Source organism: Microbacterium sp. 4R-513 (genome assembly GCF_011046485.1).
Taxonomy (GTDB): domain Bacteria; phylum Actinomycetota; class Actinomycetes; order Actinomycetales; family Microbacteriaceae; genus Microbacterium.
The window spans coordinates 2,953,070-2,970,270 of sequence record NZ_CP049256.1 but is presented as its reverse complement, the minus strand read 5'-3'; the positions used below and the strand labels follow the sequence as shown (position 1 = coordinate 2,970,270).

Below are 17,201 nucleotides of genomic sequence, written 5' to 3'. Positions count from 1 at the left end.
CCTCGGCGACCGCACGGGAGCGATCGTCAGGCGTTGGCGTCCTGGCGCTTGAGGCGCGCTGCGGCGCGGCCGCGCTCGGTCGCGTCGAGCACGACCTTGCGGATGCGCACCTTCTCGGGGGTCACCTCGACGCATTCGTCGTCGCGCGCGAACTCGAGGCTCTCCTCGAGCGAGAGCTGCCGCGGCGGCGTCATGGACTCGAACGCATCGGAGGTCGAAGAGCGCATGTTGGTGAGCTTCTTCTCCTTCGTGATGTTCACGTCCATGTCGTCGGCACGCGAGTTCTCGCCCACGACCATGCCCTCGTAGACCTCTTCGGTCGGCTGCACGAAGAAGCTCATGCGCTCCTGCAGCGCGATCATCGCGAAGGGGGTGACGACACCGGACCGGTCGGCGACGATCGAGCCGTTCTGGCGCGAGACGATGTGACCCGCCCAGTCGTCGTAACCGTGCGAGATCGCGTTCGCGATGCCGGTCCCCCGCGTGATGGAGAGGAACTCGGTGCGGAAGCCGATGAGGCCGCGCGCCGGGACGATGAACTCCATCCGCACCCAGCCGGTGCCGTGGTTGACCATGGAGTCCATGCGGCCCTTGCGCGCCGCCATGAGCTGGGTGATCGCCCCGAGGTACTCCTCCGGCGCGTCGATCGTCAGGTGCTCGAAGGGCTCCTGCACCTGGCCGTTCGGACCCTTGCGCGTCACGACCTGGGGCTTTCCGACGGTGAGCTCGAAGCCCTCGCGGCGCATGTTCTCGACGAGGATCGCGAGGGCCAGCTCACCACGGCCCTGGACCTCCCAGGCATCCGGTCGCCCGATGTCGACCACCCGGAGCGAGACGTTGCCGACGAGCTCGCGGTCGAGACGGTCCTTGACCATGCGCGCCGTGAGCTTGTGGCCCTTGACCTTGCCCACGAGCGGCGACGTGTTGGTGCCGATCGTCATCGAGATCGCGGGGTCGTCCACGTGGATCGCCGGCAGCGGGCGCACGTCCTCGGGGTCGGCGATCGTCTCGCCGATCGTGATCTCCTCGATGCCGGCGATCGCGACGATGTCGCCGGGACCGGCCGACTCGGCGGGGTAGCGGTCGAGCGCCCGGGTCTTCAGGAGCTCCGTGATGCGGGCGTTGGAGTGCGAGCCGTCGTGCCGCACCCAGGCGACGGTCTGGCCCTTCTTGAGCGTGCCGTTGAAGACGCGGAGCAGCGCGAGGCGGCCGAGGAACGGGCTCGAGTCGAGGTTCGTGACCCACGCCTGCAGGGGCGCCTCGTCGTCGTAGGACGGCGCGGGCACGTGCTCGAGGATCGCCTCGAAGAGCGGCTCGAGGTCGTCGTTGTCGGGCAGCTCGCCGTTGGCGGGACGGTTCCGGGATGCCGCGCCCGCACGCCCGCTCGCATACACGACGGGCACATCGAGCAGCGCGTCGACGTCGAGGTCGGGTACGTCCTCGTGGAGGTCGGAGGCGAGGCCCAGCAGCAGGTCGTGGCTCTCCTCCTCGACCTCCGCGATGCGCGCATCGGGACGGTCGGTCTTGTTGACCAGGAGGATGACGGGGAGCTTCGCCTCCAGCGCCTTGCGCAGCACGAAGCGCGTCTGCGGGAGGGGTCCCTCGCTCGCGTCGACGAGCAGCACGACGCCGTCGACCATCGAGAGGCCGCGCTCGACCTCACCGCCGAAGTCGGCGTGGCCGGGCGTGTCGATCACGTTGATCGTGACCGGCACGTCGGTGTGGACGCCTTTGTACGTGATCGCCGTGTTCTTGGCGAGGATCGTGATGCCCTTCTCGCGCTCGAGGTCGTTCGAGTCCATCGCGCGCTCTTCCATGTGCTCGTGGGAGCCGAAGGAGCCGGTCTGGCGGAGCATGGCGTCGACGAGGGTCGTCTTGCCGTGGTCGACGTGCGCGACGATCGCGACGTTGCGGAGGTCGGGGCGGAGGGCGCGCGCCATGAAAGATCCTTGCGAAAGAGGGGAAGAGGTCATCGGCCCCTCGATGCTGCGGAGGGAGCCGGCCAGACCACTTTACCGGCCCAGCCTGGGCATCGCCCGTTCACGCGCGAATGCCGCCCGGTCAGACCGGGCGGCATCCGCCTGCGTGGGTGGGCGAGAGTCAGCTCTCGGCGCGTGCTCCGGTGCTCTCGAGGAGCGCTGCGCGGGCCTCGCGGCGACGGCGCTGCTCGCCGGGATCGGGCACCGGGACGGCGGCGATGAGGCGCTGTGTGTACGGGTCGGCCGCCCCGCGGAGGATCTCGTCGCGCGTGCCCATCTCCACGAGCTTGCCGTGGTGCATGACGGCGATGCGGTGGGCGAGGATGTCGACGACGGCCAGGTCGTGGCTGATGAACAGGCACGCGAACTGCAGCTGCTGTTGAAGCTCCTGCAGCAGGTCGAGGAATCGCGCCTGGACGGAGACGTCGAGGGCCGACGTCGGCTCGTCCGCGACGAGGAGCTGCGGCGCGAGCGCCAGCGCGCGGGCGATGCCGACGCGCTGACGCTGGCCGCCCGAGAGCTCGTGCGGGAAGCGGTTGCGGTACGACGTCGGCAGCTCGACCTGCGAGAGGAGTGCCTCCACGCGCTTGTCGAGCTGCTTGCCCTTGGCCTCACCGGACAGCAGCAGCGGCTCGCCGATCGACTGGCCGATCGGCATGCGCGGGTTGAGGGAGGATGCCGGGTCCTGGAAGACGATGCCTGTCTTCCGGCGGATCGCGAAGAGGTCCTTCGTGGAGGCCTTCGAGATATCGGTCCCCACCACCGTGAGCTTGCCCTCCGCGATGGGGAGCAGGCCGATCGCGGCGCGGCCGAGCGTGGTCTTGCCCGAGCCCGACTCGCCCACGAGGCCCATGATCTCGCCGGGGTAGATCGACAGGTTGATGTCTTCCGCCGCGCGGAACGCCGGGATGCGTCCCCGCTTGGGGTACTCGATCGCGACGTCCTCGAACGCGAGGATCGGCGTGCGGGTCTCGGGGAGCTCCTCGGCCGCCTCGCTCGAGCGCTCGCGGATGGCGGAGATGGCCGGCACCGTCGTCGTCTCGGTCTCGACCACGGTCGGCGCGTTCTCGTCGATCTCCTCGAGGACGCCGAGGCCGAGGTGCGGCACCGAGGCGAGGAGCTGCTGCGTGTAGGGGTGCTGCGGGTGGTGGAAGATCTCGTCGACCGACCCGGACTCCACCACGATGCCGTTCTTCATCACCATGATGCGGTCGGCGAGGTCGGCGACGACGCCCATGTCGTGGGTGATGAGGATGATGGCCGAGTCGAGGCGCTTGTGGAGGCTCCGCATGAGGTCGAGGACCTCGGCCTGGACCGTCACGTCGAGGGCCGTCGTCGGCTCGTCGGCGATGAGGAGCAGCGGGTCGCACGAGATCGACTGGGCGATCATGGCGCGCTGGCGCTGGCCACCCGAGAGCTGGTGCGGGTACTTCAGGAACGACTGCTCCGGATTCGGCATCTCCACCATGCGGAGGAGCTCTATCGCGCGCTCCTTGGCCGCCGACGGGGGCATCGAGCGGTCGTGCGAGCGCAGCGACTCCATGATCTGGAAGCCGATCGTGTAGACGGGGTTGAGCGCCGTCATCGGCTCCTGGAAGATCACCGCGATCTCGTTGCCGCGGAGCGAGCGCAGGGTCGCGTCATCCACCCCCCGCAGCTCCCTCCCGAGGAGCTTGATCGAGCCGGTGACGCGGGCGTTCTCGGGGAGGAGGCCCAGGAGCGCCATCGAGCTCGTGCTCTTTCCGGAGCCCGACTCGCCGACGATGGCGAGCACCTCGCCGCGTCGGACGACGTAGTTCATGTCGATGGCGGCGGGGTAGAACTCCCCTTCGACCCAGAACTCGACGCCGAGATTCTCGACCTCGAGGATGCGCTCGGGCAGGGTGTCGCGCGACGCGCTGAGATCGGCGTCGAGGCCCTTCGTGTCAGTCATTCGTGATGTCCTATCTGCGAAGCTTGGGTTCATGGCGTTCCAGGAGGTCGTTTATCGGCCGGTCTTCGGCCGTGCCCTCGCTGTCATCACCGTTGTCGTATGCGCTGTGGGTGTCGTCGCGCTGTTCTGGGGAGATCCTGCTGCGGGTCTGCGCTACGCGTGGCCCATCATCCTCGTGGCCGTCGTCGCGTGGGCGCTGTTCTGGCGCCCGACCCTGCGTGTCCAGCAGCACGGCATCACGGTCGAGAACGTCTTCCGCACGTACTTCGTGCCGTGGCCCGCCATCCGCCAGATCGACACCCGCTACTCGCTGACGCTCCACACGTCGCAGCGCAAGGTGTCGGTCTGGGCCGCTCCCGCCCCCGGCCGCCACCGCACGCTCGGCCTTGCGAGCAAGGACTTCGAGGGTGTCGGCGAATCGGCCAAGGGAGAGTACGGCGAGCTGCGTCCGGCCGATGCCGTCTCGACGCCGAGCGGCAACCTCGCGCAGCTCATCCGCGGTCGTTGGGAGGAGCTGCGCGAGACCGGCCTGCTCGCCGCCGGCGAGGACCCCGAAGCCGAGACCGTGTCGTGGCACTACGCCACGATCACGGCCATCGCGCTTCTGGTCGCCGCGACGGCGATCGGCCTGCTGGTCTAGCAGCACTGGGTCAGCCCGCCTCACCGCTCCGGGTTGAGCGGCTCGTTCGTCGGGTCGCCTGGCCGCTCGGGACGAGGATCGTGATAGTTCACGATGTCCTCACTGGCGTAGACGGCCTCGCCTGCGACCGTCACCGACGGCGCGTGGGCGGGCTCGGACGTGTCGAGGATCGGTGCCACGGGACCGCTGGCGCGGCCCGCGCGGGCCATCGCGCGCTCGCTCGGCTTCTTCTTCTGGCGCGGGTCGAACGCATCGCGCAGACCATCGCCGATGAAGTTGACGCACAGGGCGATCGCGATGATGAAGAGGCCGGGCCACCAGAACAGCCACGGACGCGTCGAGAACGCCGCCTGGTTGTCCGACACGATCTTTCCGAGCGAGGTGTCGGGCGACTGCACGCCGAAGCCGAGGTAGCTCAGCGCCGACTCGAGCAGGATCGCGCCCGCCATCAGCAGCGTCGCGTTGACGACGATGACGCCGACCGCGTTCGGGAGGATGTGGCGGAAGATGATCCGGCGATCGCGCGCGCCCGAGACCCGCGCGGCGTCGACGAACTCGCGCTCGCGGAGGCTCAGGAACTCGCCGCGCACGAGGCGGGCCATCGTCGTCCACGCGAAGAGCCCGATGACGATGCCGAGGACGGCCGCACCGAGGCTTCCGAACGCGTGACCGAGGACCGAGCCGATGACGATGAGCGGGATCGTGATGACGATGTCGGTGAAGCGCATGAGGATCGAGTCGGTGCGCGAGCGGTAGTAGCCCGCGAACGCGCCGATCACGACGCCGATCGCCGTGGCGACGACACCGGCGATGACCATCACCATGATCGACTGCTGCGCGCCGCGCATGACGACCGCGAAGATGTCACGGCCGACCTCGTCCTGACCGAACGGGTGCTCCCCGATCTGGAAGGGGATGATGCTGAGCGTCGGCACGCCGTTGTTGACCTTCGGCGGGATCTGGTCCCACGAGTACGGCCACCACCCGGTGATCCGCAGCCCCCACAGGTTCACGCCGACCGACGTGAACGCCATGATGACGATCAGGGCGAGCACGATCATCGAGATGAGGGCGCCGCGGTGGCGGAAGAACCGCCGGCGGACGATCTGCCCCTGGCTGAGGCCCTCGGTCTCCTTCTGCTCGATCGTGATCTCGGCGCGGGCCGAGTCTTCGCCCGTGTCGGGCTCTTGAGTGACTGTGGTGTTCATGTCAGCCCACCTTGATTCTCGGGTCCAGACCCGCATAGACGAGGTCCGCGATGAGGTTGAACAGCACCGCCAGGGTTCCGGTCACGACGAAGAACGCCATCACCGGGTTGGGGTCGGATGCTGCCAGGCCGGTCACGAAGAGCCGGCCCATGCCGACCCAGCCGAAGACGGTCTCGGTGATGACCGCACCGCCGATCAGCGCGCCGACGTCGAAGGCGATGACGGTCGTGATCGGGATGAGGGCGTTGCGGAACGCGTGGCGGACGACCACGGTGCGCTGCGTGAGGCCCTTGGCGCGGGCCGTGCGGATGTAGTCCTGGTTCATGACCTCGAGGAGGCTCGCGCGGGAGTACCGCGTGTAGCTCGCGAACGAGATCAGGATGATCGCGATCGTCGGCAGCAGCAGGTGCGTGAACAGGTCGATGCCCTGCACCCAGAAGTTGCCGCCGAGCCCGGGGGTCGAAGCGCCGACCGTCGCGATGGGCCGCCCGCGGACGCGACTCGAGTTCGCGTAGGCCTGCCAGTACGACATGTACTTGTCGAGCGCGATGAGGGCCGCCGACAGGAAGCCGACGATCATCGTCGTGCGGACGACGGGCCCGCGGTCCGGCGCGCCCATGAACCACCCGATCGCACCGCTCACGGCGAGCGTGAGCACGGCGAACACGAGGAACAGCCAGAGCGTCATCCCGTTGAGCAGCGAGTTCATCATCGGGAAGTACAGCGCGATGCCGATGACCGCCACGATGAGCGAGGCGTAGAGCGCCTTGCGGTTGCGGAGGCCGGTCGAGATCGCGGTGATGCCGAAGGCGATGCCGATCACGAGCACGGCGTATACGCCGATCCCGATGCTGGGGTCGGCGAACCACTGCGTCACCGAGAAGAAGGTGAGCACGGCACCGGTCGCGACGGCCGAGACGCCGAGCACGATGAGCTTGCGCTGCCATCTGCCGCCGATGAGCGACATCCAGATGAGGCCCGCGATGAGCGATACGCCGATGATCACCGGTACCGAGATCGTCGGATCGTTCAGCCAGTTGTTCAGCTGGATCGCACCGTACTGCTTGAGGAGCACGGCGACCCAGAAGATCGGCAGCGAGAAGAAGAGGAACGCCATCAGCGTCACGCTGTAGTCGAAGCCGCTGTACTGGCGCAGAGCCGAGACGATTCCGACCGTGATGCCGAGGAGGATCGCGAGCACCGTGGCCGTCGTGACCAGCGTCAGCGTTGACGTGATCGCGTTGGACAGCAGCGCGTTGACGGGCTGGTTCTGGATGCTGACGCCGAAGTCTCCGCGGAAGAGACCGCCGAGCCACAGGAAGTAGCGCAGCGGCGGAGGGACGTCGAGGTTGAGGAGCTTGGTGCGAGCCTGGATGAGCTCGGCCTTGTTCGGTGCACTGCTCTGTCTCAGGTCTTCGAGAGGATCGCCCGCGAAGGAGACGAGGATGTACATCAGGAACGTTGCGGCGAACAGCACGAAGATCGATGCGATCAGCCGCCGAAGAATGAATGAAGCCATGGTGTGGCCGCCTGCCAATCGGTGAATCGGCGCGGACACGCGGAGCCGGAAGATTACCTACCGCATGCCCGGCCGCTAGGAGGAGTCTAACGCGGGTGAGGTGCAGGTCCCCTCGGGGACCTGCACCCCACGTCGGTGCTTCTGCCGGATCAGGATCCGGGGAAGACCATCTTGCGGATTACTCCCCCGACGACGAGCCGGAGTCGGTCACCGACCAGTCCCACGCGTTCCAGAAGATCGTGGGGGCGAGGATCGACGGGTCGATGCCCTCCACACGGTCGCTGTAGGCGGTGACACCGGGGAACTGGAAGATCGTCACGCCGTAGAAGTCGCTCCACAGAGCCTTGTCGAGCTGCTTCTCCAGGTCGATCTGCTTGTCCTCGTCGAACTCGACGTTCAGCTTCGCGACGATGTCGTCAACCTCAGAGTTCGAGTAGAAGTTGAGGTTGTTGATTCCGCCGGTCTGGAACGTCGGGAGCGAGTTGGTCACACCGAGGCTCGTCGACTGCCAGCCGAAGAGCGAGGCGTCGTAGGCGCCCGGCGTGCCGAGCAGGCCACCCCAGTCCTCGGAGCCGCAGTCGGTGACGTTGAAGCCCGCCTTGGCGGCCGAAGCCTGGATGAGGGCGAACTCGTTGACACGGCGCGGGTTGTTCGAGGCGTAGAGGATGCAGACCGACGTGTCGGTGATGCCCGACTCGGCGAGGAGCTGCTTGGCACCGTCGATGTCGACCTCGGCGTAGGCGTCGGAGCCGTTCTCGGCGACCGACTCGTCGTAGCCCTTGGCGCCCGGGACGAAGATCTGCGAGCTGCGCAGGAGCGCGTCCTCGCCGACGATCGGCTTGATGAGCGTGTCGAGGATCTCCTGACGCGGGATGACCTTCATGAAGGCCTCGCGAGCCTTGGCGTTCGAGAAGATGTTCTGCGAGTTCTTGCCCTGGTCGAACTGCAGGTCGACGTGCTCGTACGTGCCCTCGACACCGGTCTTGACCGTGATGCCGTCGAGCGCGTCCAGCGCCGTCTTGATGTCAGCCGTGGCCTGGGGCGAGATGATGTCGACCTCGCCGTTCTGGAGCGCCTGCACCGCCGCGAGCGGGTCGGGGATGAAGCGGACCGTGATCTCCTCGATGTTGGCCTTGTTCTTGCCCTTGTACTCGGGGTTGGCCTTCAGGGTGATGTACTGATCGGCGACGAAGTCGGTGATCATGTACGGGCCGCTGGCCAGGTACAGCTCCGGGTCGTCCGGAAGCTCGGTGAAGTTGAAGCCCGAGTTCCAGAAGGCCGAGATCGGGGCGAGTGCCGCGGCGTCGTCGTTCTGGATGGCGTCGACGACGGCCTTCTTGGCCTCTTCGCTGTCCGAGATGCCGAGCGCGTTCTTGCCCACGACGTGAGCCGGCAGCGGCGACGGGAACGAGAGCTCCCAGTCGACGAACGGCTGGTCGTACTCCATGGTGATCGACTTGTTGTCGTCGCTGACCTCGGGGGTCTTCGTGACGAGGCCGAGGCCCGCCGTCGGGGTCGCGCCGGAGTCGAAGTAGACGACGTCGGTCGGGAACGCGTCGGTGAACTCACCGGTGTCGGGGTCGGTGTACTCGCCCGGGTCGAAGTCCGGCGTGTCGAGCGCACGCGAGAGAGCGGCCCAGTTGAGCAGCAGGTCGGATGCGTCGACGGGGGTGCCGTCCGACCAGTTGACGCCGTCGGCGATCGTGTACTTGACCGTGAGCGGGTCTTCGCTGACCACTTCGTACGAGCCGAAGGACTCGTTCTTCACGAGCTCAGGCGTGTTGTTGTAGTAGTTGAAACCGTCGAGCGTCAGGTAGTTGATGTTGTTGTTGGCCGTCGCATTGCCGTACGACGTGTTGCCGTTCATCGAATAGAACGCCTGGTTCCACGCAGCGGTGATCGACGAGCCCTCGACGAGACCGGAGTCGTCGCCGTTGTTGTCGCCGCCACCGGCGGCGCAGCCCGAGATCACCAGTGCGCCGGCTGCGGTGAGGGCCACCGCGGCCGAGATGCGCTTAATTCTCACTGTTCCTCCTGTGCAGGGTTGTGCGCGCACGTCAAGCAGGGACTCGACGGCGCGCGGATGAAGAAACGATAAGCACGCCCTTTGAGATGGTCAAAAGGATCGGCCAAAACGTTACAGAGCCTTAACTCAATCGCCCTTGAGTGTGGCAATCTGACAAGATGACCTCGCCCGATGGGCCTCGGAGTGGGAGGGAACCCACTACGATCCCCGCCCTCACCCCCTACGACCGTCGGCGCTACACGTGGGAGGTCTCCCTCGTCCTGGCCGTTTCGGTGGGGCAGTCGGCCTTCTACTCCCTCCTGACGCTCGTCCGGCGACTGCTCACACCGGTCCCGCTCGGGCAGCAGCAGGCGCAGGTGAACCCCTCGCGGGACGCGCAGGCGTTCTGGGACATCCTGTACCAGACCCTCGCCGTGGTGTTCGCGCTCGCGCTCGTCGGACTCGTCGTCTACCTGCTCTGGGAGCCGGGCAGCAACGCCCTTCGGCGCATCGGCCTCGACTTCACCCGGTTCGGCGGCGACCTCGGCCGAGGCATCCTGCTCGCCGCCGCCATCGGCGTCCCGGGGCTGGCGCTCTACGCCGCCGGCCGCGCACTCGGGGTGACAGTGGCGGTCGTCGCGTCCCCGCTGGATGCCGCGTGGTGGACCGTCCCGCTCCTCGTGCTCTCGGCGATCCGGGCCGGGCTCACCGAAGAGGTCGTCTTCATCGCCTACCTCTTCGATCGGCTGCGCCGGCTGGGGTGGAACTGGTGGGCGATCATCCTCTCGACGGCCGCGCTGCGCGGCGCGTACCACGCGTATCAGGGCATCGGCGCGATCGTCGGCAACTTCGTCATGGGGGTCGTCTTCGGCTGGTGCTACCGGCGGTGGGGCCGGATCATGCCGCTCGTGATCGCGCACACCCTGCTCGACATCGTGGCCTTCGTCGGCTATCCCCTGGCGGCGGCTCTCTGGCCGGGCGTCTTCGGCCCTCCCCCTTCGCCGTCCCCGACCCCCACCCCGAGCCCAACCCCGACCCCGTAGCGGAGTCGGCCGGCGGAGGGGAACAGCCGAAGGGAGGACTCGACCTCGGAATCCGTCCTCCCTCGCTCGGTTCCCCTCCGCTCAGCCCGATGAGCGGAGGAGAGACCGGCGCCCGGTCAGGCGAAGGCTTCGATGGGCGGGCAGGCGCAGACCAGGTTGCGGTCGCCGTACGCCTGATCGATCCGGCGGACGGGCGGCCAGTACTTGGTGCGCACCAGCGAGTGGAGCGGATACACGGCCGTCTCCCGCGAGTACGGGTGCGTCCACTCCCCCGCGACGACCGACTCCGCGGTGTGCGGGGCGTTCACGAGCGGGTTGTCGTCGGCGGGCCACTCGCCCGCGGCGACGGCGGATGCCTCGGCACGGATCGCGATCATGGCCTCGATGAAGCGCTCGATCTCGCCGAGGTCCTCGGACTCCGTCGGCTCGACCATGAGCGTCCCCGCGACCGGGAACGACATCGTCGGGGCGTGGAAACCGTAGTCGATGAGGCGCTTGGCGACATCGTCGACCGTGATGCCGGTCTCCTCGCGCAGCGGGCGGAGGTCGAGGATGCACTCGTGCGCGACCAGCCCGCCGTCGCCGGCGTAGAGCACCGGGTAGTGGTCCTTCAGCCGGGTCGCGATGTAGTTCGCCGCGAGGACCGCGGCCGCGGTGGCATCCTGCAGGCCTTCGGCGCCCATCATGCGCAGGTACGCCCACGAGATGGGCAGGATGCCCGCCGACCCGTGCGGTGCGGACGAGACCGCCCCGCCCTGGAACACGCCGCCCGCGTGGTCCTTGCGCTGCGAGAACGGATGTCCCGGCAGGAAGGGGGCGAGGTGGGCCTTCGCGGCGACGGGGCCGACGCCGGGTCCTCCCCCGCCGTGCGGGATCGCGAACGTCTTGTGGAGGTTCAGGTGCGAGACATCGCCGCCGAGGTCGCCGAAGCGCGCGAACCCGAGGAGGGCGTTCAGGTTGGCTCCGTCGACGTAGACCTGCCCGCCCGCGTCGTGCACGGCCTGCGTGATCTCGAGCACGTCGTGCTCGTACACGCCGTGAGTCGACGGGTAGGTGATCATGAGCGCCGCGAGGGCGTCGGCGTGGGTCTCGATCTTGGCGCGGAGGTCGTCGAGATCGACGTTCCCGGCCTCATCGCACGCCACCACGACGACCTTCATGCCCGCCAGCACCGCGGAGGCGGCGTTGGTCCCGTGGGCCGACGACGGGATGAGGCACACGGTGCGCTCGGCCTCGCCGTTCGAGAGGTGGTAACCGCGGATCGCCAGGAGGCCGGCGAGCTCGCCCTGCGAGCCGGCGTTCGGCTGCAGCGACACCGCGTCGTAGCCCGTCACCTCGGCGAGCCAGACCTCGAGCTGCTCGATCATGGCGAGGTAGCCGCGCACGTCCGCCTCGGGTGCGAACGGGTGGACGCGCGAGAACTCGGGCCACGACACGGCCGCCATCTCGGTCGCCGCGTTGAGCTTCATCGTGCACGAGCCGAGCGGGATCATGCCGCGGTCGAGGGCGTAGTCGCGGTCGGCGAGCTGCTTGAGGTAGCGCATCATCGCCGTCTCGGACCGGTGCGAGTTGAAGACGGGGTGCGTCAGGTACTCCTCCACCCGGTGCAGCCCCTCCGGCACGCCGGCGAGCGGCGTCGCGCCGGCGAACGGCAGGTCGCGCACGTCGTGCTCGTCGGCCGCCGGCAGCCCGAAGGCCCACGCGACGGCGGCGAGATCGTCGGCGGTCGTCGTCTCGTCGACCGAGACGCCGACGGTCGCGTCGTCGACCCAGTGCAGCTGGTAGCCCTTCGACCGCGCCCGCTCGATGACGCGCTCGGAGGGACCCGGCGTCACGACGCGGATCGTGTCGAAGAACGAGTCCGACACGAGATGCAGGTCGTAGTCGCGAAGGCGGGCGGCGAGCGCCTCGGCCTTCTGCGCCGCCTCGGTCGCGATCGCGCGCAGGCCGGCAGGTCCGTGGTAGACGGCGTACATCGCGGCCATGACCGCGAGGAGCACCTGCGCCGTGCAGATGTTGGACGTCGCCTTCTCGCGGCGGATGTGCTGCTCGCGGGTCTGCAGCGAGAGTCGGTAGGCGGGCTGGCCCGAGGCATCCACCGACACGCCCACGAGGCGACCCGGCAGCTGACGCTCGAGACCCGAGCGCACCGCCATGTACCCGGCGTGCGGGCCGCCGAACCCGAGCGGCACGCCGAACCGCTGCGTCGTGCCGACCGCGATGTCGGCGCCGAACGTGCCGGGCGACCGCAGGAGCGTCAGCGCGAGCAGATCGGCGGCCGCGACGACGAGTCCCCCCGCGATGTGCGTCGCGTCGACGACTCCGCTGGGGTCCCACACGTTCCCCGAGGCGCCGGGGTACTGCACGAGCGTGCCGAAGAGCCCGTCGGGCAGCGTCCCGCCGTGCGCGAAGTCGACCTCGACGAGCTGGATGCCGACGGCCGCCGCCCGCGCGTGCAGGAGAGCCTTCGTCTGGGGCAGCGCGTCGGTGTCGACGGCGAAGACGTTCGAGGACGACTTCGAAGCGCGGCGCGCCACGAGCATGCCCTCGACGACGGCGGTGGACTCGTCGAGCATCGACGCGTTCGCCGTGTCGAGGCCGGTCAGGTCGGTGACCATCGTCTGGAAGTTGATGAGCGCCTCGAGGCGTCCCTGCGAGATCTCGGGCTGGTACGGGGTGTAGGCGGTGTACCAGGAGGGGTTCTCGAGCACGTTCCGGGCGATCACCGAGGGCGTGAAGGTGTCGTAGTACCCGAGCCCGATCATCGGCCGCGCGGTGCGATTCTGCGAGGCGAGGGCGCGCAGCTCCGCGAGCGCCTCGGCCTCCGTCGCGGCGGGCGGGATGTCGGTCGTCTCCCGCGGAGCGACGTGGATGGATGCGGGCACCGCCCGCTGGACCAGCTCTTCGACCGTGTCGTAGCCGAGCGCGTCGAGCATGACGCGCTGGGCCGCGGCATCCGTCCCGATGTGGCGGGCCTGGAACGAGTGGAGGGTGCCCGTCATCACGCGCCTTCGGTGAGCGCGACGTACGCCGCGCGGTCGAGCAGGCCGTCGACGGCGGATGCCTCGACCCGCAGCTTCACGAGCCACCCCTCGCCGTACGGGTCCGAGTTGACGAGCGACGGGTCGTCCACGACCGCGTCGTTGACCGCCAGCACGTCGCCCGTGAGCGGCGCATAGAGCTCGCCGACCGACTTCGTCGACTCGATCTCACCGCAGACCTGTCCGCCCGAGACGCCGGAGTCGACGGCCGGAAGGTCGACGAACACGACGTCGCCCAGCTTGTCGGCCGCGAAGTCCGTGATGCCGACGGTGGCGACATCGCCGTCGAGGGCGATCCACTCGTGCTCGGCGGTGTACTTGAGGCTGTCGAGATCGGTCATTTGATCCTCCTGTAGAAGGGAAGGGCGGTGACGGTCGCGGGGATCCGCGTGCCGCGTACGTCGATGGAGAGCTCGGTTCCGGGTGCGCTGGAGCCGGGTGCGACGAAGGCCATGGCGATGGGATGCCCCAGGGTCGGGCTGAGCGCTCCGCTCGTGATCTCGCCGACCTTCGTCTCGCCGTCGAACACGCCGTAGCCGGCGCGGCCGGCGCGCTTGCCGTCGGCGGTCAGGCCGACGAGCACGGGCAGGGTCGCGGCATCGACGGCTTCGAGGCCCTCCTTGCCGACGAACCGCTCCTTGCCGTCGACGACGACGCGGCCGAGGCCCGCCTGCGCGGGGACGATGTCGAGCCCCAGCTCGTGGCCGTACAGCGGCATGCCCGCCTCGAGGCGCAGGGTGTCGCGGGCGGCGAGGCCTGCCGGCACGAGGCCATGCTCCTCGCCTGCGCTGAGGAGCGCGTCCCACAGGGCGGGCGCGTCGTCCCAGCGGACGAACACCTCGAAACCGTCCTCGCCGGTGTAGCCGGTACGGCCGACGTGCACGGGCGACGGCTCGGCACCGGACTGAGGGGTGAAGGCCGCATGTGTCATGCGGTAGTACTTGAGGTCGTCGAGCGGGGTCGAGTAGCCCGTGAGCTGGGGCGTCGCCTCGAGGATCCGCTGCGCGGTGGGGCCCTGCACGGCGACGAGGGCGATGCGCTCCGTCCAGTCCTCGACGGTGACGTCACCCTCGGACAGGTCGAGGAACCGATTGCGCCGGTCCGAGAAGGCGTCGGCCACGGCATCCCGGTTCCCCGCGTTCGCGACGACGATGAAGCGATCCGGGTGCTGGCAGTAGACGATGACGTCGTCGACGATGCCGCCCGACGGGTCGAGCACGAGGCTGTACTTGGCCTGGTCGTCGGAAAGGCCAGAGAGCCGCCCGGCGAGCGCGTAGTCGAGGAACGCGCCGGCCCCCGGACCCTCGACGACGAACTCGGCCATGTGCGAGATGTCGAAGAGACCCGCGGCCTCACGCACGGCGCGATGCTCGGCCAGGTCGGAGGTGTAGCGCACCGGCATGGCCCAGCCGCCGAAGTCGGTGAACGAGGCTCCGAGCGCCTCGTGCTGCTGCCGCAGCGGTGTGTAGCGGGGGTCTGTCATCGAGTTCTCCCGGTCGTCGACGGGCGGACGCCGGGAATCGGCGGTCCGAGGAACTCCCCCTCTGTCATGGGCCTGAGAGCTTCGCCCCGGCATCCGGAGGGATGGCGGGGCTTTCACCGTCGGCGGGTGCACGAGGCACCGCTTTTCAGAGCGGCCGGACGTGGGCGGTACGCGGACCTGAGAGATTGACGGGGAGGCTTGCTCCTTCGGTGCCCGGCCGGAACCGGGGCTCTCCCGCACACGTCATGCGGCCTTCTTCAGTTGCGCGTACAGCATAACGGCACGAGGCGCCGGCGCGGGGAGCGGCGTCAGCTCGTGCAGGACCCCGACGAGACCGGGTTCTGCAACGAGGGTGCCGAGGCCGCGACGGGATCCAGTTCGGCCATCGTCATGGCGTAGCCGCGCGTGTCGTCGTTCTCGCCGCGCGCGAAGACGAGTCCGGCCACGACCCCGTCGGCCGTGAGGAGGGGGCCGCCGGAGTTGCCCGGCCGGACCGCGGCCTGGAGCGCGTAGATCTCACGCGGCGCGCCGCCTCGCGAATAGATGTCGGGGATGTCGACGGTCCCCACAGACAGGACGTCGGCGTTGATCTGCGAGAACGGCCCGCCGTAGGGGTAGCCCTGCACGACCGCCGCCGCGCCCGGCGCGAGCGTCGGGCCGAGCTGCAGCGGCGCCGCGCCCAGATCGTCGACGGCGATCACCGCGAGGTCCGCAGCGGCGTCGAACGCGACGATGCGCCCCTCGCGCGCTCCCGCACCCGGCACCTCGACGACCGGCGCATCCACGCCGGCCACCACGTGGGCGTTCGTGACCACGCGGTCGGGGGCGATGACGAACCCCGTGCCGGTGGAGCTCGTGCCGCACGCGTAGGCCGTGCCCGAGACTCGGACGACGGATGCCGCGGCCTGCGCCAGCTCGGGGTCTGCAAGGTCGATCGGGGGCTCGGTCGGGCGCGTCACGCCGCCGAGGAGGTCGCCGAACGTCGGCAGCGCATCGTCGAGGACGACGGAGCGCAGCTGCGCCAGACCCGCCGCGACGGGGGGCGGAGTGAGCCGGTCGATCGTCCGGAGCACCTGGGAGGAAGCGATCGCCGGAGCGAGGATGGGTCCGCCGGTCACGGCGATGCTCGAGCCCACGAGCGAGATGGCGAGCGCCGCGACGATGACGCTCGCGACGGCCCCGAGGATCCTGTCGACGACCCGCAGCGATGTGCGATCGACGCCTCGGCGGAGTGCCGCGCCGATGGCGCCTCCCGCCGCACCGCCGAGCCCCAGCAGGAGCAGCACGAGAACGACCACGACGACGGGGCGCCACTGCTGCCATGGCCACGCATCGTTCACGATCGGCGCGATCCAGTACGCCGCGATGCCGCCGGCGACGAGCCCGACGAGAGCGCCCGCGCTCGCGACGAGCCCGCGGTGCGCGCCCACGACGAGGGCGACCAGCAGCACCGCGACGAGCACGACGTCGACCACGATCACGGCACTTCCCTCCCCTCGGCGCGCTGCGAGGAAAGGCTACGCGGCCTTTCTGGGCCGGAACTGCGTCACCGCGCCGTGGCGCGGTTTGGCGTTCTGGTCGGAATGACTCTAAGATGATTTGCGTTAGTTAGAGTCAACATGACACAAACAGTCTTCACTCCCGCAGACGCCGCGACGCGAACCGCCGCGGACGATGTCACGCGCGTCGCCGTCTCGACCGTGATCTTCAGCCTGCGCCGCGAGCCCGGGCACGAGACCCCGTCGCTCGCTCTCCCGCTCGTGCGCCGCACGCGCGACCCCTACGAGGGTCTGTGGGCGCTTCCCGGCGGCTGGCTCGACATCCGCGAGAGCCTGGATGCCGCGGCATCCCGAACCCTCGCCGAGACGACCGGGCTCGCACCCAGCTATCTCGAGCAGCTCTACGCCTTCGGCGCGGTCGAGCGATCGACGAGCCGGGTCGTCTCGATCGTCTACTGGGCCCTCCTCCGCACCGACGAGGTGCGTGCCGACGACGCGCTCGAGAACGTGGCGTGGTTCGATGCGGCATCCCTCCCCCGCCTCGCCTTCGACCACAACGACATCGTCGACTACGCCCTGTGGCGCCTGCGCAACAAGGTCGGCTACAGCCGCATCGCGCACGGACTCCTCGCGGACGAGTTCACGCTCGCCGAGCTGCGCGAGGTGTACGAGTCGATCCTCGACCGGCGCCTCGACCCCGCCAACTTCCGCCGTCAGGTGGAAGGATCCGGCACCCTCATCCCCACCGATCGCTTCCGCACGGGCAGCCACCGCCCGGCGCGGCTGTACCGCTACAACCAGGACGTCGAGCTGGCCGACCGCGGCCCCCTCGCCGCCCGCACCTGAATCGA

At 69.0% G+C, this 17,201-nt stretch carries 12 protein-coding genes and 1 riboswitch; of the genes, 3 read left to right on the top strand and 9 right to left on the bottom strand.

Annotation, left to right across the window (positions count from 1 at the left end; translation table 11 throughout):
- Nucleotides 1-26: 26 nt before the first annotated feature.
- Together typA and G5T42_RS13010 are read right to left on the bottom strand one after the other, a co-directional pair.
- The gene (gene typA, locus G5T42_RS13015) at nt 27-1,940 is read right to left on the bottom strand and encodes a translational GTPase TypA (RefSeq protein WP_165129105.1); all 1,914 of its coding nucleotides are present in this window, start codon (nt 1,938-1,940) and stop codon (nt 27-29) included.
- Nucleotides 1,941-2,100: 160 nt separating this feature from the next.
- On the bottom strand, nt 2,101-3,912 hold the full coding sequence (locus G5T42_RS13010; protein WP_165129103.1) for an ABC transporter ATP-binding protein: 1,812 nt from the start codon (nt 3,910-3,912) through the stop codon (nt 2,101-2,103).
- Between the two features lie 31 nt (nt 3,913-3,943).
- Here G5T42_RS13010 and G5T42_RS13005 point away from each other — a divergent pair, with 31 nt between their 5' ends.
- Entirely contained in the window at nt 3,944-4,552 is a 609-nt protein-coding gene (locus G5T42_RS13005; RefSeq protein ID WP_165129101.1) for a PH domain-containing protein, read from the top strand.
- A 20-nt stretch (nt 4,553-4,572) separates the two neighbouring features.
- Here the strand turns inward: G5T42_RS13005 and G5T42_RS13000 are convergent, their stop codons facing one another.
- The 3 genes from G5T42_RS13000 to G5T42_RS12990 form a co-directional block, all read right to left on the bottom strand.
- Nucleotides 4,573-5,760, bottom strand: a complete 1,188-nt coding sequence (locus tag G5T42_RS13000) for an ABC transporter permease (RefSeq protein ID WP_165129099.1) — start codon at nt 5,758-5,760, stop codon at nt 4,573-4,575.
- 1 nt (nt 5,761) lies between these two features.
- Nucleotides 5,762-7,279: an ABC transporter permease gene (locus G5T42_RS12995; protein ID WP_165129097.1), complete on the bottom strand. Its 1,518-nt coding sequence runs from the start codon at nt 7,277-7,279 to the stop codon at nt 5,762-5,764.
- Between the two features lie 178 nt (nt 7,280-7,457).
- Entirely contained in the window at nt 7,458-9,305 is a 1,848-nt protein-coding gene (locus tag G5T42_RS12990; RefSeq protein WP_241245817.1) for an ABC transporter family substrate-binding protein, read from the bottom strand.
- 158 nt (nt 9,306-9,463) lie between these two features.
- Between G5T42_RS12990 and G5T42_RS12985 the strand changes: the two genes are divergently transcribed.
- Entirely contained in the window at nt 9,464-10,327 is an 864-nt protein-coding gene (locus G5T42_RS12985) for a CPBP family intramembrane glutamic endopeptidase (protein WP_165129095.1), read from the top strand.
- A gap of 116 nt (nt 10,328-10,443) precedes the next feature.
- Here the strand turns inward: G5T42_RS12985 and gcvP are convergent, their stop codons facing one another.
- From gcvP to G5T42_RS12965, 4 genes are all read right to left on the bottom strand, one after another.
- Nucleotides 10,444-13,329, bottom strand: coding sequence for an aminomethyl-transferring glycine dehydrogenase (gcvP, locus tag G5T42_RS12980; protein ID WP_165129093.1), 2,886 nt, complete (start codon nt 13,327-13,329; stop codon nt 10,444-10,446).
- The gene (gcvH, locus tag G5T42_RS12975) at nt 13,329-13,709 is read right to left on the bottom strand and encodes a glycine cleavage system protein GcvH (RefSeq protein WP_165129092.1); all 381 of its coding nucleotides are present in this window, start codon (nt 13,707-13,709) and stop codon (nt 13,329-13,331) included. Before gcvH ends, gcvP begins: the two co-directional genes overlap by 1 nt.
- Complete coding sequence (gene gcvT, locus G5T42_RS12970; RefSeq protein ID WP_165129091.1) at nt 13,706-14,851, bottom strand: glycine cleavage system aminomethyltransferase GcvT; 1,146 nt, start codon at nt 14,849-14,851, stop codon at nt 13,706-13,708. The genes gcvH and gcvT overlap by 4 nt, the downstream gene beginning before the upstream one ends.
- 155 nt (nt 14,852-15,006) lie before the next feature.
- Nucleotides 15,007-15,098: riboswitch (glycine riboswitch) on the bottom strand.
- Nucleotides 15,099-15,159: 61 nt separating this feature from the next.
- Nucleotides 15,160-16,332, bottom strand: a complete 1,173-nt coding sequence (locus G5T42_RS12965) for a MarP family serine protease (protein ID WP_165129090.1) — start codon at nt 16,330-16,332, stop codon at nt 15,160-15,162.
- A 138-nt stretch (nt 16,333-16,470) separates the two neighbouring features.
- Between G5T42_RS12965 and G5T42_RS12960 the strand changes: the two genes are divergently transcribed.
- A complete protein-coding gene (locus G5T42_RS12960; protein WP_165129089.1) occupies nt 16,471-17,196 on the top strand; it encodes an NUDIX domain-containing protein in 726 nt (241 codons plus the stop codon).
- The last annotated feature ends 5 nt before the right edge of the window (nt 17,197-17,201 follow it).